Source organism: Microbacterium insulae (assembly GCF_042677065.1).
Taxonomy (GTDB): domain Bacteria; phylum Actinomycetota; class Actinomycetes; order Actinomycetales; family Microbacteriaceae; genus Microbacterium; species Microbacterium insulae.
On record NZ_JBHTII010000001.1, the window covers coordinates 1,002,436 to 1,022,516 of the forward strand.

18 protein-coding genes and 1 pseudogene are annotated in these 20,081 nt (G+C 70.1%); 10 read left to right on the forward strand and 9 right to left on the reverse strand.

Features of this window, described 5'->3' with window-relative positions:
• Window positions 1-25: 25 nt before the first annotated feature.
• From ACFQ0P_RS04690 to ACFQ0P_RS04700, 3 genes are read right to left on the reverse strand one after another with little or no spacing between them, the layout of a single operon-like run.
• A complete protein-coding gene (locus ACFQ0P_RS04690; RefSeq protein WP_378771497.1) occupies window positions 26-1,843 on the reverse strand; it encodes a cytochrome b/b6 domain-containing protein in 1,818 nt (605 codons plus the stop codon).
• A gap of 7 nt (window positions 1,844-1,850) precedes the next feature.
• Complete coding sequence (locus ACFQ0P_RS04695) at window positions 1,851-2,819, reverse strand: electron transfer flavoprotein subunit alpha/FixB family protein (RefSeq protein WP_204980855.1); 969 nt, start codon at window positions 2,817-2,819, stop codon at window positions 1,851-1,853.
• A gap of 9 nt (window positions 2,820-2,828) precedes the next feature.
• Window positions 2,829-3,605, reverse strand: a complete 777-nt coding sequence (locus tag ACFQ0P_RS04700) for an electron transfer flavoprotein subunit beta/FixA family protein (protein ID WP_204980857.1) — start codon at window positions 3,603-3,605, stop codon at window positions 2,829-2,831.
• A 181-nt stretch (window positions 3,606-3,786) separates the two neighbouring features.
• On the opposite strand from ACFQ0P_RS04700, the gene ACFQ0P_RS04705 reads away from it, so the two are divergent.
• A complete protein-coding gene (locus ACFQ0P_RS04705) occupies window positions 3,787-4,323 on the forward strand; it encodes a MarR family winged helix-turn-helix transcriptional regulator (RefSeq protein ID WP_204980859.1) in 537 nt (178 codons plus the stop codon).
• A gap of 17 nt (window positions 4,324-4,340) precedes the next feature.
• On the opposite strand, the gene ACFQ0P_RS04710 is transcribed toward ACFQ0P_RS04705, so the two are convergent.
• Window positions 4,341-5,117, reverse strand: coding sequence for an enoyl-CoA hydratase (locus ACFQ0P_RS04710; RefSeq protein ID WP_204980861.1), 777 nt, complete (start codon window positions 5,115-5,117; stop codon window positions 4,341-4,343).
• Between the two features lie 176 nt (window positions 5,118-5,293).
• Here ACFQ0P_RS04710 and ACFQ0P_RS04715 point away from each other — a divergent pair, with 176 nt between their 5' ends.
• The 6 genes from ACFQ0P_RS04715 to ACFQ0P_RS04740 all read left to right on the forward strand — a co-directional run bounded on the left by ACFQ0P_RS04715 (window position 5,294) and on the right by ACFQ0P_RS04740 (window position 9,388).
• Window positions 5,294-5,581 carry a WXG100 family type VII secretion target gene (locus ACFQ0P_RS04715; protein ID WP_204980862.1) on the forward strand — a complete coding sequence of 96 codons (288 nt, stop codon included), beginning with the start codon at window positions 5,294-5,296 and terminating at the stop codon, window positions 5,579-5,581.
• A 61-nt stretch (window positions 5,582-5,642) separates the two neighbouring features.
• Window positions 5,643-5,969: a hypothetical protein gene (locus ACFQ0P_RS04720; RefSeq protein WP_204980864.1), complete on the forward strand. Its 327-nt coding sequence runs from the start codon at window positions 5,643-5,645 to the stop codon at window positions 5,967-5,969.
• 12 nt (window positions 5,970-5,981) lie between these two features.
• On the forward strand, window positions 5,982-7,346 hold the full coding sequence (locus tag ACFQ0P_RS04725; protein WP_204980866.1) for a hypothetical protein: 1,365 nt from the start codon (window positions 5,982-5,984) through the stop codon (window positions 7,344-7,346).
• Between the two features lie 10 nt (window positions 7,347-7,356).
• Window positions 7,357-7,956, forward strand: a complete 600-nt coding sequence (locus ACFQ0P_RS04730; protein ID WP_204980868.1) for a hypothetical protein — start codon at window positions 7,357-7,359, stop codon at window positions 7,954-7,956.
• Entirely contained in the window at window positions 7,953-8,495 is a 543-nt protein-coding gene (locus ACFQ0P_RS04735; protein WP_204980870.1) for a hypothetical protein, read from the forward strand. The genes ACFQ0P_RS04730 and ACFQ0P_RS04735 overlap by 4 nt, the downstream gene beginning before the upstream one ends.
• A 20-nt stretch (window positions 8,496-8,515) precedes the next feature.
• Complete coding sequence (locus tag ACFQ0P_RS04740; RefSeq protein ID WP_204980872.1) at window positions 8,516-9,388, forward strand: hypothetical protein; 873 nt, start codon at window positions 8,516-8,518, stop codon at window positions 9,386-9,388.
• Between the two features lie 21 nt (window positions 9,389-9,409).
• Here ACFQ0P_RS04740 and mmsB read toward each other — a convergent pair whose 3' ends face one another.
• The 3 genes from mmsB to ACFQ0P_RS04755 form a co-directional block, all read right to left on the reverse strand.
• The gene (gene mmsB, locus ACFQ0P_RS04745) at window positions 9,410-10,312 is read right to left on the reverse strand and encodes a 3-hydroxyisobutyrate dehydrogenase (RefSeq protein ID WP_204980874.1); all 903 of its coding nucleotides are present in this window, start codon (window positions 10,310-10,312) and stop codon (window positions 9,410-9,412) included.
• A gap of 1 nt (window position 10,313) precedes the next feature.
• Window positions 10,314-11,477, reverse strand: coding sequence for an acyl-CoA dehydrogenase family protein (locus tag ACFQ0P_RS04750; RefSeq protein ID WP_204980876.1), 1,164 nt, complete (start codon window positions 11,475-11,477; stop codon window positions 10,314-10,316).
• A 152-nt stretch (window positions 11,478-11,629) separates the two neighbouring features.
• Window positions 11,630-11,962, reverse strand: coding sequence for a YciI family protein (locus ACFQ0P_RS04755; protein ID WP_204980878.1), 333 nt, complete (start codon window positions 11,960-11,962; stop codon window positions 11,630-11,632).
• A gap of 173 nt (window positions 11,963-12,135) precedes the next feature.
• On the opposite strand from ACFQ0P_RS04755, the gene ACFQ0P_RS04760 reads away from it, so the two are divergent.
• On the forward strand, window positions 12,136-12,444 hold the full coding sequence (locus tag ACFQ0P_RS04760; protein ID WP_204980880.1) for a hypothetical protein: 309 nt from the start codon (window positions 12,136-12,138) through the stop codon (window positions 12,442-12,444).
• Window positions 12,445-12,572: 128 nt separating this feature from the next.
• Window positions 12,573-12,923 (forward strand): hypothetical protein, encoded by a 351-nt coding sequence (locus ACFQ0P_RS04765; protein WP_204980882.1) that lies wholly within the window; start codon window positions 12,573-12,575, stop codon window positions 12,921-12,923.
• Here the strand turns inward: ACFQ0P_RS04765 and ACFQ0P_RS04770 are convergent.
• Window positions 12,920-13,357 (reverse strand): MarR family transcriptional regulator, encoded by a 438-nt coding sequence (locus ACFQ0P_RS04770; RefSeq protein ID WP_204980884.1) that lies wholly within the window; start codon window positions 13,355-13,357, stop codon window positions 12,920-12,922. The genes ACFQ0P_RS04765 and ACFQ0P_RS04770 overlap by 4 nt on opposite strands.
• A 157-nt stretch (window positions 13,358-13,514) precedes the next feature.
• On the opposite strand from ACFQ0P_RS04770, the gene ACFQ0P_RS04775 reads away from it, so the two are divergent.
• Window positions 13,515-13,853, forward strand: coding sequence for a DUF7882 family protein (locus tag ACFQ0P_RS04775; RefSeq protein WP_204980886.1), 339 nt, complete (start codon window positions 13,515-13,517; stop codon window positions 13,851-13,853).
• Window positions 13,854-13,907: 54 nt separating this feature from the next.
• Here the strand turns inward: ACFQ0P_RS04775 and pulA are convergent.
• Window positions 13,908-19,974, reverse strand: a pseudogene (gene pulA, locus ACFQ0P_RS04780) (pullulanase-type alpha-1,6-glucosidase).
• Between the last annotated feature and the right edge of the window lie 107 nt (window positions 19,975-20,081).

Genomic DNA, 20,081 nt, shown 5'->3' on the forward strand with positions numbered 1-20,081 from the left:
TACTCAACAACCGGGTGTGGGACGGTCAGCGTCCGCTGACCTTGCCGAACAGGCGGGCGATGGGGGCGAGGACGAGGGGACGGGCGGCGATCCAGGCGGCGACGATGACGAGCATCGAGAGCGCGAAGATCCAGAAGCCCGTCCAGTTCATCGCGTACGCGTCGGGGTCGGTCGAGCCCTGCGCGGCGTACATGTGGTTGAGGTTGCGCAGGGCGCCGGTCGCGAACACGAGCACGACGTGCACGAAGATGAACAGCACGAAGTAGAGCATCACCGGGAAGTGCACGGCCCGCGCCCACTCCACCGGATACGCCTTGTTGAGGGCCGTAGCGTTCTTCGGCCAGATCCCCGACATCCGCACGCCGGTGATGATCGCGAGCGGCGCCGCGACGAAGACGGTGGTGAAGTAGGCCAGCTGCTGCAGTGCGTTGTAGTTGACCCAGCCGTTCTCGGTCGGCCAGTCGAGCGACACGTACTGCAGGGCAGCCGAGACCGCGTTGGGGAACACCTCCCACGAGGTGGGGATGATCCGCATCCACTGCCCGGTCACGAACAGCAGCACCACGAAGATCACGCCGTTGACGATCCAGAGGATGTCCAGGGACTGGTGGAACCACAGGTTCAGGCTGATCTTGCGCTTGCCGTTCCAGCGCGGCGACCAGAAGACGCTCGGGCGCTTCTCGGTGCGCACCTGCAACCCCGACCGGATGATCAGCACCATCAGGAACACGTTGAAGAAGTGCTGCCACCCCAGCCACGCCGGGAAGCCGACGGGGGCTCCCTCGGGCAGGTGGTACTCGCCCGGGTACGCGGCCAGGAAGTCGGTCCCCCACGTCGTGGACAGCAGCCACTGCACCGCGAAGACCACCATGAGCCCGGCGTACAGCAGGCCGCCGCCGCCGACGATCACGATCCCGGCCCACTGCAGACGCGTGAAGGGTCCGATCCGCTGCGGCTCGGCCTTCGGCTCAGGGCGGGTGCGCGCCGCGGCGCCCTCCCACACCGTGCGAGTGAACGGCAACGGGGTGGAGTAGTCCGTGCGCGCCGACTCCGTGCGTGTTTCGAGAGTGCCACTTTCGTGCGAGACGGAGAGTTCAGACGCACTGTCTCGCACGAAAGTGTCTGTCTCGGGGGCGGGCGCGGGGGCGGCTGACGCGGCGGGGGCGGATGCCGGGGCCGCGGCGCTCGCGGCGAACAGACCGGGCGGCGGCCAGGGCTCGCCGCCGGCCACGCGGGGCAGGCCGCGGCGCATCGCACGAGCGTCGGACGCGGCGGGCGCGTCGGCGTCGGTGGGAGCGGCGGCGTCGGGCACGGCGGGCGCGGCGGCATCGAGAACAGGAGCGTGTTCCGGCGCGGGCCGGGGAGTCTGCACGCGCGGCGACGGCGACGGCGCGGTCGCGGCGATCCCCGCGGCGAGGGCAGCCGCCCCCGCGCCCGTGCGCGGGGCGGGTTCGGCGGCGGGCGCCGCTGTCTCGGGGGGTTCGGCGTCGGGTACGACGGATGCCGGGGGCCAGGGCTCGCCACCGGGCACGCGGGGCAGCCCGCGGCGCATGTGCCGCCGGGCGTCACCGGCGGAGGCCGCGGAGGCGGGGGCAGGCACGACCGCTGCAGTTTGCGGCATCCGCTGCACATCGTCCTGCAGCGACTGTCGGGAACTGCCGCGCGAGGAGTCGACCTCGGCGACCGCGCCCTCCGACCGGTCGGCAACGCCCTGGGTGACGGCCGCGGCGGCACCCTCCGCGGCGGCCCCGACACCAGCCGGCGCCTCGCCGGCCGGAGGCCAGGGCTCGCCACCCGGACGTCGCGGCAGCCCGCGACGGATGGTCCCTCCGAACGTCGCCACCGCGGGACTACGCCTTCTTCGCCTCGAGCGCGGCGATCAGCTGCGGCACCACGGTGAACAGGTCGCCGACGACACCGTAGTCGGCGATCTCGAAGATCGGGGCATCCGCGTCCTTGTTGATCGCGACGATCGTCTTCGCGGTCTGCATGCCGGCCTTGTGCTGGATCGCACCCGAGATCCCGAGCGCCACGTAGAGCTGCGGCGCGACCGAGACGCCCGTCTGCCCGACCTGGTACGACTGCGGGACGTATCCGGCATCGACGGCGGCACGGGATGCTCCGACCGCTGCCCCGAGTACGTCGGCGAGCTGGTCCACCAGCGCGAACTTCTCGCCCGAGCCGAGTCCGCGACCGCCGGAGACGACCTTGGCCGCTCCGCGCAGCTCGGGACGCGACGAGGTCACCGCGACCTCCTCGACCGAGACGACGGTCGCCGCCTTGCGTCCGGACGACGTCACCGACAGCGTCTCGACCTCCGGCGAGACGACGGCCTCGGCGCGCGCGTCGATCGCGCCCTGACGGATCGTGATCACCGGGGCGCCCCACGTCACGGCGGAATCGACGTTGTACGCGCCGCCGTACACGGAGTGGTGCGCCACGACCCCCTCGGCGTCGCGCGAGACGCCGACCGCATCCACCGCGATCGCCGACCGCGTGCGAGCCGCGAACCGCCCTGCGGCCTCGCGTCCCTCGATCGAGTGCGACGCCAGCACGGCGTCGGGGCGCACGAGGTCCGCGGCGGCGACGAGCGCGTCGACGACGGGAACGACCAGTCCCTCGCCGGGGGCGGCGACCAGCACCGCCGAGGCGCCGAGGGCCGCGGCATCCGTCGCCAGCGCAGCGTCGCCCACGATCAGCGCCACCGGTGTTCCGACCTGGGCGGCGGCTCCCAGGAGCCCCGCGGCGGACCTGGCGAGCGCGCCCGACGGGGTCACGTCCAGCAGGACCAGGATCGAATCATCCGCGAAATCCACCACCACAGCCCCTTACGCCAGCCGGTTCTGGACGAGGAACTCGGCGAGCTTCTCGCCCGCGTCGCCCTCGTCGACGATCTTGATGCCCGCCTCGCGCGGCGGCTTCTCGCTGAGCGCGATGACGATCGACCGCGAGGCCTCGGCGCTGTGAGCCTCGATGCCGAGATCCTCCAGCGACAGCGTCTCGAACGGCTTCTTCTTGGCCGCCATGATGCCCTTGAAGTTGGGGAACCGGGCATCGGGCAGCGCCTCGGTGATCGTGATGACCGCGGGGAGGTCCGCCGTCACCTGCATCGTCGCCCCGTCCGACCCGCGGGTGCCCGACACCTTGCCCTCTTCGATCTCGACCGAGTTCAGCGACATGGCACCGGGAACGTCGAGGAGCTCGGCGACCATCGCGGGGACCATGCCCCCCGATCCGTCGGTGGACTGGTTGCCGCCGATCACGAGATCGAAGCCGACGCGGGTGAGCGCGGCGGCGAGCACTTCGGCGGTCAGCCCCATGTCGGCGCCGAGCAGCTGCTCGTCGACCACCTGCACCGCGGATGCCGCGCCCATCGCGAGCCCCTTGCGCACCGTGGCCGCGGCCGACTCCGGCGCCATCGAGAGCACGACGACCTCGGTTCCGGCGTTCTTGTCGGCGTACGACAGCGCCACCTCGAGCGCCCGCTCGCCGATCTCGTCCAGCACCGACTCGCTCGCCGCGCGATCGGCCAGGCCCGTCTCGAGGCTGAGCTTGCGATCCCCGTAGGTATCCGGGACTTCCTTGACCAGGACGACGATCTTCATTGCCATCTCCTCACGCTGCGCACGAGTCTATGGCGCGCCCGTCTATGTACCCAATCGGGAGGAGGCACCCCACAAGACCCGCCCGGAGGCCCGGTCTGTGTATACATTGACCCCTCCAAACCCGCGCCGTTCCGGGGGTCCCGCGGGCGTCCAGGCGATACGGTGGGGGAAGGAGGTGCCCGTGTCTGCCAGCCGACGACTGCCGGTCGATCCGATCGCCGAAGCGAAGCGGCAGTGGGTCGCGCACGGCTGGGAGTCCGCGGCCGCCGGCATGACCGCCGTGACCTCCATCATCCGCGCGCAGCAGCTGATGTTCGCGCGCATCGACGCGACGCTCAAGCCCTTCGGGCTGTCGTTCGCGCGCTACGAGCTGCTGAGGCTCCTCGCCTTCACCCGATCGGGACGGATGCCGATGGCCAGCGCGATCGCACGGCTGCAGGTGCATCCCACCAGCGTGACGAACACCGTCGACCGACTGGCGCGCGACGGTCTCGTCTCGCGGGAGCCGCACCCCGTCGACGGACGGGCGGCGATGCTCGTCATCACGTCGGCGGGCGTCAACCTCGTCGAGGACGCCACGGCGGCGCTCAACTCCGAGGTGTTCGAGGACGTCGGGCTGTCAGGCGCCGACACCGCCGAGCTCGTGCGGATCATCGCCCGCTTCCGCAAGGACTCCGGGGACTTCACCGACCCCCGTCCGCAGCCCGACCCGCTCTAGCCGCAGCGGCGCGGGGGTCAGCGGCCCTGGAAGGCCGGCGGACGCTTCTCGCGGAACGCCGCCATCCCCTCCTTCTGGTCGGCGGTGTCGAAGAGGCTCGCGAACACGTGCCGCTCGAGGCGCAGGCCCTCGGCCAGCGGCACCTCCATCGCCGCGTCCAGCGTGGCCTTGGCGGCGTACAGCGCGGGCAGGGACTTCGCCGCGATGCCGTCGGCGAGCTTCGCCGCCTCGTCGAGGAGCTCGGCGGCGGGCACGACGCGCGACACGAGTCCGGACCGCTCGGCTTCGGCGGCATCCATCATGCGACCCGACAGGATCAGCTCAGCCGCCTTGTAGTAGCCCACCGCGCGGATGAGGCGCTGCGAGCCGCCCATCCCCGGGATCACCCCGAGGTTGATCTCGGGCTGCCCGAACTTCGCGCTGTCGGCGGCGAGGATGATGTCGCACATCATCGCCAGCTCGCACCCCCCGCCGAGCGCGTAGCCCGAGACCGCCGCGATCACCGGCGTGCGGACCGCCGCGAACCGCGCCCAGTCGCCGAAGTGGTCGCCCATGAACATCTCGAGGCCGGACTTGGACTCCATCTCCTTGATGTCGGCGCCGGCGGCGAAGGCGCGCTCCGAGCCCGTGAGCACGATCGCTCCGATCGCGTCGTCGGCGTCGAAGAGGGATGCCGCGGCCACGACATCCGTCATGGTCTGGGTGTTCAGGGCGTTGAGCGCCTCGGGACGGTTGAGCGTGATCCAGCCCACGCGTCCGCGCGTCTCGACGAGGATCGTCTCGTACTCGGTCATCGTGGCCTCCAGCCCGGGTCGCGTCGTCGCAGCACCTTCGATCGTAGGCCGCGGGGCGCGAGCGGAGTGTAGAGCCTCGAGCATGGGGAATCCTCCCCATGGGCCGCAGCGCACATGTGCGGTTAGCCTGGCGACGGCCCGCACCGCGGACCACGGATTCTCCGAAGGGATTGATCATGGCGGATTTCAAGGCCTCATACGGCGAGATGGAAGCGATGTCGGGAAAGCTCGACACCGGTCGTGAGGAGATCGGCGACATCCTGCGCCGTCTCAAGAGCGACGTGGACCGCCTGCTGGGCGACGACTTCAAGACGCAGCACGCGTCGGGCAAGTTCGGCGAGGGCTACACCGAGCTGACGACGGGTCTCGAGAAGGCCATCGAGGGCATCTCCGACATGGGCGAGTCGCTGCGCAAGATGCAGCAGGCGATCAAGGACACCGACCAGGCACTCGCCGGCAACTGATCACCGCGCGACGGGAAGGGGATGAGCTCCCCTTCCCGTCGCCGTCCTCCCTGGAGCGGACATGCCTGACGTCTACATCAAGGTCGACCACCTGAACCGGCTCAACGGGTCTCTCAAGCAGATCATCGTCGAGTTCGAGGACGCCGAAGAGCGCACGGACGACCTGCAGGAGCTCATCGGACGACCGGACGGGCGCAACAGCCTGTACAAGCGCACGCACGAGTTCGAGGGCGGCTGGAACGACCGCCGCAAGCAGCTTCTCGAGAAGCTGAGCAATATCCAGGCAGCCGTCGAGTCGACGTGCGCGGGCTGGGAGGAGTTCGACCTCGAGCTCTCCCGCGATCTCGCGCTGCGCGAGTCCGACGCCGACAACCTCCCCGTGCGCTAGCAGGAGACGACGATGACCACGATCTACACGAAGAACCAGCACCGGGTCCACGTCATCGAGGGCGATGCGCAGGGCATCATCGATCGCGGGCGCGAGATCTCGCGGCTCGGGCGGCAGATGATCGGCGCGGCCGGCGTGCTCAGCGCCATCGCCGACGGTGCCGAGGAGCAGAAGGGCCGCTCGATCGAGAAGATCCGCGAGGAGGTGGGCGACGCCCACGAGGAACTCGCGCTGGCCGGCGAGCGCTACAAGCCGACTGGAACGGCGATGACCACCTACGGCCACGCGCTCGACGGCGTGCAGAGCAAGCTCCGCCCCCTGGTCCTCGAGATCGAGGAGGCCAAGCGCCAGCTCGACGCGAAGATCGCCGCGGCCGAGGACGCGCAGGAGACCGCGGAGGACTCCGCCGATTACGACCCCACCGACACCACGGCCAAGGGCACCCACGACGCCGACCGCTGGCAGGCCCGCGAAGCGGGCATCGCGGCCGGGAACGCCCAGGTCTACCTCGACGGCCTGCTCGAGGACTTCGACTCGCAGTGGAACGTGTGGGACGAGGCCTACGACGCCGCGCTCGGGGCGATCGAGGACGCGACCGAAGGCAACGTCAGCGACTCGTGGACCGACAACATCGCCGACATCGTGCAGATCATCGTCGACGTCGTCACGGTCATCGGCCTCGTGGTGACCATCGCCGCGCTCGTCATCGGCGGCCCCATCCTCGCGCTCATCGCGGTCGCGCTCGCCGTCGTCGTGCTCCTGGGCACCCTGATCCTGTACGACGCGGGCCGCGCCACCAAGGGCGACCTCGCGTGGGCCATCGTCGGCGTCCTCCCGTTCGGCCGCCTCGGCTCGCTCTTCAAGGCCGGCTCGCGCCTGCAGGCGCTGAAGTTCCTCGCCGGCCCCGTCTTCGAGATCGGCGACGCCATCGGCGACATCCGGCGCCTCCGCGGCATCCGCGTCGCGGTCGAGACGATGGGTACCGGACACGGCCTCGGCAACGTCGCGCGCGCGGGACTCGCGTCGCGTATCGCCGACACGTTCTCGGGACTGCGCCTGGGCGACATCGGCCGCGGAACCCTGTGGGCGAACATCAACCGCGGCGGCGGCGCGTGGACCGTGAACATCGCCGACGAGTTCGCCGCGTACTCGTCGCACCATCAGTCGGTCGTCAACGCCGTGTCGGATGCCTCGGACATCGTTTCGCGCGGCACCGAGGTCATCGACCTCCCCCAGCGCGTCGCGAACTGGGGCGACTTCGTCGTGAAGGGCCTCGGCTTCGGTCGCGACACCGCGCAGCAGGTCGGCTCGGCCGTGGAGCCGCAGTTCGAGCTCCCGGCCGAGATCGACACGTGGCGCGAGCAGCTCTCGCGCTAGCCTGATCGAGATGGCCGAACCGACCAGACCCGTCCCCGCGTACCGACTGCTCCTCCCCGAGGGCTGGGAGGAGATCCCCGCCGATCGAGCGGGCGTCGATCAGCTGATCCGCCGGACGTCGGACGTCTTCCGTGCCCAGCACCGTCCCGAGCTCGACGCCGAGATGCGCACGATGCTCGAAGTGGCGTACCGCAAGATGCAGCAGGCGAAGGCGTTCGCGCTGTACCTCCAGACCTCCTCCGCCACGGACTCCCCCCTGCCGATGTCGATCGTCGCATCGGTCGTCGAGGGACAATTCGGAGGCACGCTCGACCGGCAGGTGGCGCAGCTGCGACGCGACCGCGGGGCGGAGTTCCTCACGGACGATCGCTCGATCGTGCGCTGGGAGGCCCCGGTCTCACCGCGCAGGGAGGTGGAGGGCGCGGCCGCGCACGTCGTCGACTACCTCATCCCGATTCCGGGCTCCGGAAGGCGCAAGGCGCTGCAGTTCACCACGACGATCCCGGTGCCGACGGGCGTGGACATCGACGTGCGACCCGTTGTCGACGGCCTCGTCCACCTCAGCGACCTGCTGATCAGCACCTTCACCTGGGAACCCCACGCCGCATGATCCACTACCACCTCGACTACGACGACGGCGCATGGCTGCCCGTGCCCGACGAGACGGACGACGGCTGGCCCGGCGCCGTCGTCGAGCACTATCGACGGGAGCTCGGCGACCTGACGCCCGGACTCGAGGACGCCCTGCGGCGCGTGGGGCTGACGGCGCTCGAGATGCGCACCGAGCTCACGGGGCAGCTGCTCGTCTTCTGCCCGGTGTCGCTCGCCCCGGCGATCGGGTTCGTCGGGGTGCAGGTGCTGGAGGATGCCGCGACCGACCTCGACGACGCCGTGCGGGACGACCCCGCGGCGGTGCTGCTGCCCAACGTCGAGACGATCGAGGACCCCTACTGGGGTTCGGGCCGCCGCTCTGCTGTGGTCACCGCATCCTCGAAGCCGGACGCGCAGGCGGGTCGATTCGACTACGCCTTCCGGCGCGGTGACTCGCTGCTGGTCGCCACGGCGTTCGCGGACACGATCGCCTACGCCACGGTCATGCAGCCCCACGCCGATCGGCTGGTCACGTCCGTCCGGCTGGAGGACGAGTGACGGATCTGCGAGGCCGCGCCGTGACCGCCGCCCGATCGCTCGCACTCACCGCCGACGCGGCGCCCCGCGCTGTCGCCCGTGACCTGCAGGAGCCGCTCGTCTCCGCGCTGGACCCCGCCACGCGAGAAGACTTGGCGTCGGCGGATCGCCGGTTCGCCGTCCGCGTCCAGGGGTGGGAATCGGGTTCGGAGGAGACCCCTCGGAGAACTCGCCTGGTGACTCCGTGGCCCGACGTCCTGGGATCGCTCGCGGTCGCGTGGGCGATGGGCTCCGCTCTTGGCATCGGGCGGCTCACCGGCGGGACGGAGATGAACAGCCTCCCCGTCGTAGCGCCGACGGTTCTCGTGAGCTATGCGGTCGCTTTCGTGCTCTTCGCCGTCGGCCTCGTCTTCGTCCGTCGTGAACGGCCCGCGCTGCTCGCGGAGTACGAGGATTCGCGCGCCGTGACACGTGAGACGGCGGTGGTGACGAGCGCGATCTTCGCCGCCCTGTGCCTCATCGCCATGATCGTGCGCCTCGTGACCGACGACGTCTTCCCCGCCGCGATCGCCGCGGCAGCCGTGTCGGCCCTCGCAGTCCTTGTCACCGTCGCGCTGGCGATCGGCGCTCACCGTCTGTCCCGGGCGAGTGCTGCCGGCGGAAAATTCATCCGCCGTCCGCGAGCCACCGATCGCGGCCGGCAGCGCAACGAGGCGATCAGCGCATCGGAGGATGCCCGCGACGAGACCGCCGCGGCGCTCCAGACGGCGCCCGAGGCCGCGCGGGAGGAGATCGCCGAAGCCTACGCCGCAGCCGTCGCCGAGGTCGCCGCGCGACGGATCCTCCCGGCGAAGACCCTCAAGCGCCTCTCGCCGGACGACTGGATCGCCGCCCGCTACGACGTCGAGACGTGACGACGTCGCAGCGCGACCGCGTCAGCCCGCGTCGCGGATCGTCTCGATGATGCCGGAGAAGTCCCTGCCCGCACCGTCGCCCTCGGCGTACCGGCGGTAGATGTCCCGCGCGAGCATGCCCATGCGGGCCTCGACGCCGGTGGAGGCGACCGCCTGCTCCGCCAGCCCGAGATCCTTGTTCATGAGCGCGCCGGCGAAGCCGGGCTGGAAGTCCCGGTTCGCGGGGCTCGTCGGCACGGGACCGGGCACCGGGCAGTTGGTGGTCAGCGCCCAGCACTGGCCCGACGCGTTCGAGGCGACGTCGAAGAGGGCCTGGTGGGACAGGCCGAGCCGCTCGCCGAGCACGAACGCCTCCGCCACGGCGATCTGCGACACCGCGAGGATCATGTTGTTGCACACCTTCGCGGCCTGACCGAGTCCGGCTGCCCCGCAGTGCACCACGCGGCGCCCCATCGCCTCGAGGATCGGCCGTGCGAGCTCGAAGTCCTCGTCGGTCCCGCCGACCATGAACGCGAGCGTCGCGTTCTCGGCGCCGACCACGCCACCCGACACCGGCGCGTCGAGCGCCCGGTGTCCTGCCGCGACCGCGAGCTCGTGCGCCGCGCGGGCCTCGTCGACCGCGATCGTCGAGCAGTCGACGAAGAGCGTGCCGGGTGCAGCGGCCTCCAGCAGCCCGTCGGCGCCGTCGATCCCACGGTAGGCGCCGTGCACCTGCGCACCGGACTGGAACATCGTGATCACGATCTCGGCCGACGCCGACCGGACGGCGTCGGGCCCGGACCCGGCGACGCGCAGACCCGCGGCGGCCGCGGCATCCCTCGCTCCGGCGAACACGTCGTAACCCACGACGTCGTGCCCGGCGGCGGCGAGGTTACGCGCCATCGGGAGGCCCATGTGGCCGAGGCCGAGGAAGGCGATGCGCATGTCAGGCACCCAGCAGCTGGCGGCCGATGATGACGCGCATGATCTCGTTCGTTCCCTCGAGGATCTGGTGGACCCGCAGATCGCGCACCACCTTCTCGATGCCGTACTCGTGGAGGTAGCCGTAGCCGCCGTGGAGCTGGAGGGCCTCGTTGGCGACACGGAAGCACGCGTCGGTCGCGAAGCGCTTGGCCATCGCGCACTGCATCGAGGCATCGGGCGCCTTCGCGTCGAGGGCGGCCGCGGCATCCCGCACCAGGGCCCGCGCGGCGCGCAGCTCGGTGGCCATGTCGGCCAGCGTGAACACGACCGACTGCTTCTCCGCCAGCGGCTCGCCGAAGGTGAAGCGCTCGTGCACGTAGCGGACCGCGCGATCGAGCGCCCACTGCGCCCCGCCGAGGGAGCACGCGGCGATGTTGATGCGTCCACCGTCGAGGGCCGACATCGCGATCTTGAAGCCCTGGCCCTCGGCCCCCAGGATCGAAGCGGCGGGCACGCGCACCTCGTCGACGATCACCTGGCGCGTGGGCTGCGCGTTCCACCCCATCTTCTTCTCGTTGGCTCCGAACGACAGCCCCGCAGTGTCGGCGGGGACGAGGAAGGCCGTGATGCCGCGGGCGCCCGGCTCCCCCGTACGCGCCATGACGATGTAGACGGATGCCGCACCCGCCCCGGAGATGAACTGCTTGACGCCGGTCAGCACGAACTCGTCGCCGTCGCGGATGGCGGAGGTGGTGATGGCCGCGGCATCCGACCCCGCTCCCGGCTCGGTGAGGCAGTAGCTTCCGAAGCCCTGCATCGAGGTCAGCAGGGGAAGCCACTCACCGCGCTGGGCGTCGGAGCCGTAGGTGTCGATCATCCACGCGACCATGTTGTGGATGGTGACGTACGCCGCGACGGCGGTGTCGCCCGCGGCGAGGGCCTCGAAGATGGCCGCCGCGTCCGAGCGGCTGAGCCCGGTGCCTCCCACGTCCTCGCGGACGTAGATGCCGCCCAGCCCCAGCTCACCGGCGCGGCGGAGGGTGTCGGCGGGGAAGGTCTTGGCCTCGTCCCACTCCAGCGCGTGCGGCGCGAGCTCGGACTGCGCGAAGTCCCGCACGGCCTCGAGGATCGCGTCCCTCTCGTCGTCTGACAGGCGGGGGTCGGGGGTGGTGATCGTCATGGACATCGTTGCTCCTTCGCTCACCAGGTCGCCCTTGTGGGGCATCCTGATGAAAATCACCGTGCCTTCTTCAGCACGATGGTGATTTTACATGGACGTCCATGTAATCGCGAGGGATTCCAGGGATTCCCCACCCCCGACCCGTCAGCCGCGGCCGGTCACGGGTTCCAGGGCGCGAACGCGCGCAGCTCGATCTGACCGTTGCGGGCCATCGGATGCCGCGCTGCGATCTCGACCGCCTCATTGAGGTCTTCGACCTCGAGGATGTCGAATCCGAGGATGACCTCGCTCGTCTCGGCGAACGGACCACGGGTGGTCATCACCTTCCCGCCGCGCACGCGCACGACGGTCGATTCGGCGGGGGGTGCGAGGACTTCGCCGATGACCCGCTTGCCCGCGGCGTCGAGCGGGTCGACCCACAGGTCGATGTCGGACTCGTCCGACGGCTGGTCGGGGGCGGCGTCGCTGACGACGAACATCATGTACTTCATGGTGTGATCCTCTCGCAGGGGCGACCGGACGCCGCCCTCATCGAACGCGTCGCACACCCGAGGCCGGAATCGACGATCTTGAGAATCGGATTCGGAGGAGGCGGACGGTACCAGCCCGGCGGGGCATCGACAACGGGTAGGGCAAGAGAACGCCAGGCGTGTAGTCATAGAGGGTGATGGTGATCGTCTACGCGGGGAACGAGTTCCTCACCGGGAACGACGTCGCCCTGGCGCTCGTCGACTACAGCCAGGCGCTGGCGCGAGCGGGTGCGGCGGAGAGCATCGTGATCCCGGTCCGCGACGCCGACGGGACCGACCAGGAAGCCGTCTTCCTCGTGGGGCCGGCGAGCCAGCTCGTCGCGAAGCCCGTCGACGGGGCCGGTGACGAGCTGATCGACGAGGCCGCCGTGACAGAGCTCAAGACCCGGACACGGCGCCTTCGCCCGTCGGTCGCAGGCGAGTACATCGACGAGTGGATCTGACGGTCCGCGGACAGGTCTGACGGATCCCGGACAGGCGGCGCGCGACTCCGCGCCAGGCGTGGCCCTGGGGGTCCAGGACGGAATAGGTTTACCTCAACGACGCACGCCGCGCCGGAAAGGGGTGCCCGATGCCGTTCCGCAGTCGCGAGACCCTCGAGGTGTGGCTCGACGAGTTCCGCACTCTCGGATACCCGGTATCGGGCGCTCTCAAGGTCATGCCGCAGGACAGCGAGGACGGCGAGAACACCGGGCTGGTGGGCGTGCAGCTCGCGAACGCCTCGACCGTGACCTACGTCCAGCCCGAGGCGCCGTACTCCCGGCGGTGGGTCGTGACGATGGAGCCGCGCGAGGAGGCCGTCGTGCTCGACTCCGCGGGCCTGATGAAGCTGTCCGCCGAGTTGTCGGTGCTCTCCGCGCTGTGCGCCTTCCTCGAATCCAAGTCGGCCGCCTACGGAGGACCCGGACCGGGCCCGGCCTAGCGGGAGCCGCGCAGCACCGTGGCCGAGGTGAGCGACTCGAGCAGGTCGCAGAAGTCCTCGCCACGCAGCTCGTCCACGTCGAGCACCTCCTGATCGAAATCGGTGTCGAATCGCGTCAGCTGAGACCACGGATCGTCTTCGAGGTCGACCGTGACCGAGATGCGGTTGACGCGCCGATCGTCGGGATCGACGTCGCGACGGACGATGCCGCGATCGACGAGCCGGTCGATGAGGGCGGTGACCCCGGCAGAGGTGATGGCGAGGTGCTCACGCAGCTGCGTGGGGCGGATGCCGGGATGCTCGGCGATGTGGAGGAGCGCCCGCGCATCGCCTTCGCCGAGTCCGAGTTCGCGGCGAGCCGCGGTGACCGCCGTCGTGCGCGCCTCGAGGTAGGCCAGGAGCGCCGAGCGTACGCGAGTGGGGGCGGAAGCCATGCGTGCCCCTCTCTGATCGGACGGGGTGGTCGTCATCATACCCGATAATTAGATGAGTGAAAGATTCACTTGGTTATCTAAATCAGTGAAGTACCTGTATCATCGAGGCGACGGCACCGCGCCGCCAGACGTCCGCACTTCCGCGAAGGAGGGACGCATGGGACAGCTCTACTACGGCGACACCCAGGAACCGATCGACATCCCGGATCGGCTTCTCGCCCACCTCAAGATCGTCATCACCACCAAGCTCCGCCGCGGCGAGAGCTTCACGCTGACCTGGCGCCACTCCGACCAGGACTGCGCGGGGCGATCATCCGTCTGGCTCCAGCAGTCCATCCCGCTGCGCTTCGTGTTCTCCTCCGCCGAGGCGGAGCAGCTCGACTCGGCGGCCCTGCAGGAGATGGCGCACCGCGCCTCATCCTCCAGCGGTCTCGTCGTCGACCTCGACGACCTCCCGGAGGTTCGCGAGATCTCGACGCTCGCTCCCGTCGCCTGATCTTCACGGAAGAGGGGCCGCGGCTTCCGCCGCGGCCCCTCTTCCGTGCGCCCGTCAGCGGATGAAGACCGGCAGCGGGATGATCGCGCGCGAGTCGGCGTAGCCGGCGGTCCCATCGAACGTCGTGCGGATGAGGTGCAGCCCGCGCGACAGCTTCGGCAGCGTGATCGAGACCTTGCCCTTGTCGGCCGCCGTCAGCGCGCCCGACGCGATCTCGCGGCCGCCGTCCGTGACGGTGACGGTGCCGACCGGTGCCGTGCCGTCGGCGGCGATGATCCGTCCCGTCACCTTCACCGTCTCACTCGCCTTGGCGATCAGGCGGTCGGGCCCCGCGAGCACCGCTGTGCGGACGTCGGCCTTGTCGACCAGCACAGCGACCGACCTCGCGGGCACCGTCACGGCGCCGGCCGCGGCATCCCACGTCGTCGTCTTCACCACCGGGTCGGACCCGCCGGCCTGCGCCGGAGTGAGCGCGAAGCCGCGTCCGGCGAGTTCCGTCACCGTCTGGGTCGTCGCCTCCGGCGAGGCGTTGAAGACCACCAGCGCGCCCTCGAGAGCCGGGTCGACGTCCTCGCCGACCAGGTCGTCGATGAGCATCACGATCACGCCGGGCGTGGCATCCGGTCCGCTGTTCGGGAACGTGACCTTCTGCTCGATCAGGTCCGCCGACCCGAGCCGCAGCAGGCCCACCTCTTCGCGCACGCGCAGCAGATCCAGGGCGGATGCCTCGGCCTTCGCGATGTCGGCAGCCTGGGGCTTGAGCGCGGGGTTCTCGAGGAGCGGCTTCATGAACGACCACTTGTCGGCGTTGTCGGACTCACGGGGAAGACCCGATCCGAAGGTCGACTCCTGGCCGGTCCAGTCGATGCGGTTGAACCAGTCGCCCGAGTTGTAGCTGTTGCGGTCGAGCGACTTCGAGCGGAGGAGTTCGGTGCCGGCGTGCCAGAACGACGGGGTCTGCGAGAACGTCGTCGTCGCGAGCGACAGCGTGTTCATGCGGACGCGATCCGCCATCGACGTATCCACCGGGAGCTTGAAGACCTGGTGGTCGTACAGCGTCTCGTTGTCGTGGGCGTCGACGTAGGTGATGATCTCGTCGGGCTGGTCGGCGTAGCCGGCGGGCGAGCCGTTGTAGTCGAACTCGTCACCCGCCTTCACGGTTCCGTCGGACGCCGTCATCTCGAAGTCGCGCAGGTTTCCCGCGAGTCCGAGCTTGACCAGATCCGTCTTGCGCGCCACGTCTCCCGCCGGATCGCCCGGCACGTTCGGCCGGCCGTTCGGGTCGGTGAACAGGCCGGTGCCGAACCCCTGGTAGAAGATCGACGCACCGTCGACCGGGCTGCCACCGTGCACCGCATCCCGCAGGCGATCGGTGAACGTGCCGATCCCGGTGCCGCCGAGCTGACCCTGGGTCGCCTGCTCGAAGAGGGCGTTGTTCGCGACCTCGCCGAAGTTCCAGCCCTCGCCGTAGAGGTAGATCGCCTTGCCGTCGACGCCGTCCTTCTTGAGCGTGAGCTCGTCGAGCGCGGCGCGGACCTCGAGCATGTTCTGCTTCGAGTGGTGGCCCATCAGGTCGAAGCGGAAGCCGTCGACCTTGTACTCGCGAGCCCACAGCACGACGGAGTCGACCATGAGCTTCTGCGCCACCTCGTGCTCGGTCGCCACGTTCTGGCAGCACGTCGAGGTCTCGACGTTGCCGGCCAGGTTGAGGCGGTGGTAGTAGCCGGGCACGACCTGGTCGAGCACCGACTTGTCGCCCTGACCCGACTGCGCGGTGTGGTTGTACACCTCGTCGAGGACGACCTGCAGCCCGAGCCCGTGCAGCGCGCCGACCATCTCGCGGAACTCGTGCACCCGCGCGCCGCCCTCGGGGTCGACGGCGTACGAGCCCTCGGGGGCCGAGTAGTGGTACGGGTCGTAGCCCCAGTTGAAGCCGTCCTCGTCGGCGACGGCCTCGATGCAGGCCTGCTGCTCGGTGCCGGCGGGGCCGTACGACTCGAGGTCGCAGTCGGGCGTCTTCTGGGCCGCGCGATCCTCCTCGATCGACGCGATGTCGAAGGTCGGGAGCAGGTGCACGGTGTTGATCCCGGCGTCGACCAGCTCGCGCAGCTGCTTCGTGCCGGCACTGTCGCGCGTGAACGCACGGTACGTACCGCGCTCCTGGGCCGGAACGGTCTCGTCGGTGATCGAGAAGTCCCGCACGTGCAGCTCGTAGATCGCGCGGTCGACCGGGCGGTCCACCTTCGGCGCCTTCGCCTTCTCCCACTGCTTGGGCTTGAGCGACTTGTCGTCGAGGTCGACCGCGACGGAGCGCTCGGAGTTGGTCGTCAGCGCGACCGAATACGGGTCGGTGACGAGGTTCGTCTCGATGGCGCCGGTGCTCGGGGCGTAGACGACGACCTCCCACAGGTACTCGTCGCCGGTGAGCGACTTCGCACCCTTGACGCTCCACACGCCGGATGCCTCGTCCCACGACGCCTCGTGGCGCTGCGGGTCACCCTCGGCACCCGCCTCCCACGTGAGCAGCGTCGCCGACTGCGCGGTCGGCGCCCACAGGCGGAAGGTCGGCTTCTTGTTCTTCGCGAACGACACCCCGAGCTCGGCATCTCCCACCTCATCGGCGTAGAGATCGTCCAGCACACCGGGGACCTGAACCCCGGTGAAGGCGCGGAGCGCTCCCGCGGCATCCCGCTGCGACACCATGAGCTGGCCCTTCAGCACCGCCGCCGCGTCGACGCCCTCGACGCGCAGCGCCGTGAATCCGGCGAGGGCCGGGAAGCGCGCCTTCTGCTCGTCGGTGAGACCCCCGTCGACGCGAGTCAGGTCGTACGCCTCGCCGCCGGTGACCTCGCCGTCCGCCTGGGCGAGGGATGCCTCGGCCGACGCGTGCAGCTGCCATGCCGCATCCGCCGCCGTCGAGCCCAGGTCGGCGGGCCATGCGAGGGTGTCCGCGTCGATCCAGTGGGCGCGGAGCTCCCCCGTGCCCGCGAGCGGCGGGTCGGTCGCCGTCACGGTGAGGATGTGCGTCGCGAGGTCGTAGCGGAACGTCGTGACCTTCCCGGCGCTCGCGCTGAAGCTGATGTTCGCGCCGTTGGGGGCACCGCCGGCGCCGTAGTTCTCATCCCACGAGAGGTTGTGCGCGACCTTCACCTCATACGAGCCGGTCGGCAGGTCGTCGGTCGTGTACTGGAACACACCGTCGCGGTTCCGGTCGAACATCATCGTGGCGAGGCAGTCGGGCTGCCAGTCGCCCGGGCAGCCGAGCTCGCTCTGCAGCGAGCCCGGGAGCGTGATGACCGGACCGTCGGCCGTCGACCAGATGTTCTTCGTGCGCGGGTCGAAGTAGAACGTGATGGCGCCGCCGTCGTGGTTCAGGACGATGTCGGAGCCGCCGGGCGCGCCGCCCTGCCCGTAGTTCTCGCCCCACGACTTCTCGACGGCGATCTTGTAGGCGTAGTCGCCCGCGGCTAGGTCGGCGAGCGCGAGGCGCCAGATCGTGCCGTTCACGAGCTCCATCTGGACGTTGTCGCAGTCGGGCTGCCAGTCGCCGGGGCATCCGGCCTCGCTGTTGAAGCTGCCCGGCACGCTCACGAACTCGTACTCGGTGGGCTCCTGCGGCTCCGGCTCGGACGGCTCCTCGGGCTCCTCGGGGACCGTCACGTTCACGCGGTTGCCGACCGACGCGTAGGTCGATCCGGCCGAGCGGTGGCCCGCGGCATCCGTCGTCACCGCTCGGTACTCCACGAGCGTGCCCTTCGCGAGGCCGGCCGTGTCGTGGAAGACGCGGGGCGTGGTGTCCTCGGCGGTGCCCAGCGCGTGCCACTCGTCGTCGCCGACGACCCGCCACGCGAAGCTCGTCTCGGACCAGACGTCGGCCCCGAGGTCGGCGCCGACCGGTGCGACACCGGTCAGCCCCGCACCCGCCTCCGGAACCGTAACGGTGAGGCCCCCGGCCTCGGCGGGGTGCCGTGACGGTCTTGTCGGCGGTGTAGACGACCGCCGACAGGGCCGGTACGGTCACCGATGCGACGCCGTCGCCGTCGGTCGCGAAGGCCTCCCCGCCGCCGTACAGCGGCGTGAAGGAGGCGTCCGCCGTGAGTGTCGGGATCGACACCGTGCGGGCCTCGGCGGCGTTGTTGGTCGCGACGAGGTACTCGACCTGCTCGGCGCGGTCCACGCGGCTGAACGCGTAGACACCGGCCGCGGCGTCCTCGACGAAGCGCTCGATCTGCGCGCCGGTCGCGAGAGCCGGGTGGCTCGCGCGGAGGCCGGCGAGCGCCGAGATGTGCTCATACAGCGGCGAGTCGGTGTCGTAGCGATCGACCTGGCCGAGCTGCTCGCCGGTCACGAGCGGCTGATTCGCGTACTCGGCGGTCTGGGTCGCGAAGAGACTCTGGCGCGCGTCCTTGTCGCCGCCGGTGCCCGCGAAGCCCTGCTCATCGCCGTAGTAGACGACCGGCTGGCCGCGCGTGAGGAACATCAGCTCGTGCGCGAGCTCGTCACGCTCCAGCACGGCGTCCCCCGCGACGAACAGGCCGACGCGGCCCATGTCGTGATTGCCGAGGAAGGTCGGCAGCGCCGTGGCCGACGAGTCCGGGGTCGTGTACATGTCGTCGCCCGCGAACAGGGTCGCCAGGCCGCTCGGCTTGCCGCCCGCCCCGGTGCCCTTGGCGTAGGCCGTGGCGGCGCTCTGGAACGTGAAGTCGAGCACCGAGTTCATGTCGGAGTTGCGCACGTACGGCGACAGCTTCGCCGGGTCGGCGTCGTACACCTCGCCGAACATGAAGAACTCGTCCTTGCCCTGCGCGTGGGCGTAGTCGAGCACCTCGGCCGACCACTTCTCCCAGAACTCGAAGTTCACATGCTTGGCCGTGTCGATGCGGAAGCCGTCGATCCCGAGGTCGACCCAGTCCTGGTACACGTCGATGAAGCCGTCGACGACGGTCGGATGCTCCGTCATGAGGTCGTCGAGACCCACGAAGTCGCCGAACGTGACCGACTCCCCCGCCCACGTCGAGTCGCCGCGGTTGTGGTAGAGCGTCGGGTCGTTCAGCCACGCCGGAACCTTGACGTCCTGGTCGGCTTCGGCGATCACCGGCGTGTACGGGAAGCTCGTCGCCGGGTCGAGGGCGGGGAAGGTGTCGGTGCCGGCGTAGTCGCCCGGATCGAAGGCCGTGCCACTCGCGTCGCGGTACGGCGAGGTGGCCTGGTCGACGTAGGTGTACTGCCCCTCCTCATACGAGATGACGTCGGCGGTGTGGTTCGTGATGATGTCGAAGTAGACCTTGATGCCGCGGTCGTGGGCGTCGGCGATAAGCGCCTCGAGCTCGGCGTTGGTGCCGAGGTGCGGGTCGATCTGCGTGAAGTCGGTGATCCAGTAGCCGTGGTAACCCGCGCTCGCGTCCGCACCGGCGCCCTGGACCGGACGGTTCTTGAAGCTCGGCGTGAGCCAGATCGCCGTCGTGCCGAGCCCTTCGATGTAGTCGAGCTTCGAGCGGAGGCCGGCGAGGTCGCCGCCCTGGTAGAAGCCCTTGTCGGTCGGGTCGAACCCGTGCGCGAGGCGGTCGCCGGCGATGCCCGCCGTGTCGTTGGACGTGTCGCCGTTGGCGAAGCGGTCGGTCATGACGAAGTAGAACTGCTCGTCGCTGCCGGGCTGGCGCACCGGGTCGGTCACGAGCGCGTCGTCGGCCTCGGTGTAGTCACCGCCCAGCGCGACGGGCTCGATGCCCACGCGCTTGACGTTGTCGTCGAACACGAAGCGCAGGGTCGTCGGGCCGGCGATCGTCAGGGGGATGTTGTCGCCGCCGCCGTCGAGGCCGTACGACTCCGTCCACGCGTCGTCGACCGCGACCTTGTACTCGTACGTGCCGGCCGGCACCTCGAACTCGGTCGCGTACACCCCTTCGGTTCCGGTGGGCGCCAGTTCGGTCGCCGCGCAGTCGGGCTGCCAGTCGTCGGAGCAGCCCAGCTCGCTCTGAAGGCTGCCGACGAGCGCGAAGGTTCGCTCGGCGGCGACGGCGGCCGGGGCGACGGTGGCGAGCACACCCCCGGCGAGGACCAGCGCGGCCGTCGTCAGGACGGCTGCGGAACGGCGGACACGTGCTGCTGTCGGCTTCGACAAGGGGACTCCTGGGGAGGGAGGGCACGACGACGTGCCGGGGATGCAGTGTGGGCTCGACGGTAGCAAGCCCTTGCCCGAATCTGCAAGCGCTTACATGATGAGAACAC

Bases quoted from the DNA above. Each gene is read 5' to 3' on its own strand.
- ACFQ0P_RS04700 (WP_204980857.1), bottom strand. From the start codon at position 3,605: ATGAAGATCGTCGTCCTGGTCAAGGAAGTCCCGGATACCTACGGGGAT.
- ACFQ0P_RS04710 (WP_204980861.1), bottom strand. From the start codon at position 5,117: ATGACCGAGTACGAGACGATCCTCGTCGAGACGCGCGGACGCGTGGGC.
- ACFQ0P_RS04715 (WP_204980862.1), top strand. From the start codon at position 5,294: ATGGCGGATTTCAAGGCCTCATACGGCGAGATGGAAGCGATGTCGGGA.
- ACFQ0P_RS04720 (WP_204980864.1), top strand. From the start codon at position 5,643: ATGCCTGACGTCTACATCAAGGTCGACCACCTGAACCGGCTCAACGGG.
- ACFQ0P_RS04725 (WP_204980866.1), top strand. From the start codon at position 5,982: ATGACCACGATCTACACGAAGAACCAGCACCGGGTCCACGTCATCGAG.
- ACFQ0P_RS04730 (WP_204980868.1), top strand. From the start codon at position 7,357: ATGGCCGAACCGACCAGACCCGTCCCCGCGTACCGACTGCTCCTCCCC.
- ACFQ0P_RS04735 (WP_204980870.1), top strand. From the start codon at position 7,953: ATGATCCACTACCACCTCGACTACGACGACGGCGCATGGCTGCCCGTG.
- mmsB (WP_204980874.1), bottom strand. From the start codon at position 10,312: ATGCGCATCGCCTTCCTCGGCCTCGGCCACATGGGCCTCCCGATGGCG.
- ACFQ0P_RS04750 (WP_204980876.1), bottom strand. From the start codon at position 11,477: ATGTCCATGACGATCACCACCCCCGACCCCCGCCTGTCAGACGACGAG.
- ACFQ0P_RS04755 (WP_204980878.1), bottom strand. From the start codon at position 11,962: ATGAAGTACATGATGTTCGTCGTCAGCGACGCCGCCCCCGACCAGCCG.
- ACFQ0P_RS04765 (WP_204980882.1), top strand. From the start codon at position 12,573: ATGCCGTTCCGCAGTCGCGAGACCCTCGAGGTGTGGCTCGACGAGTTC.
- ACFQ0P_RS04770 (WP_204980884.1), bottom strand. From the start codon at position 13,357: ATGGCTTCCGCCCCCACTCGCGTACGCTCGGCGCTCCTGGCCTACCTC.
- ACFQ0P_RS04775 (WP_204980886.1), top strand. From the start codon at position 13,515: ATGGGACAGCTCTACTACGGCGACACCCAGGAACCGATCGACATCCCG.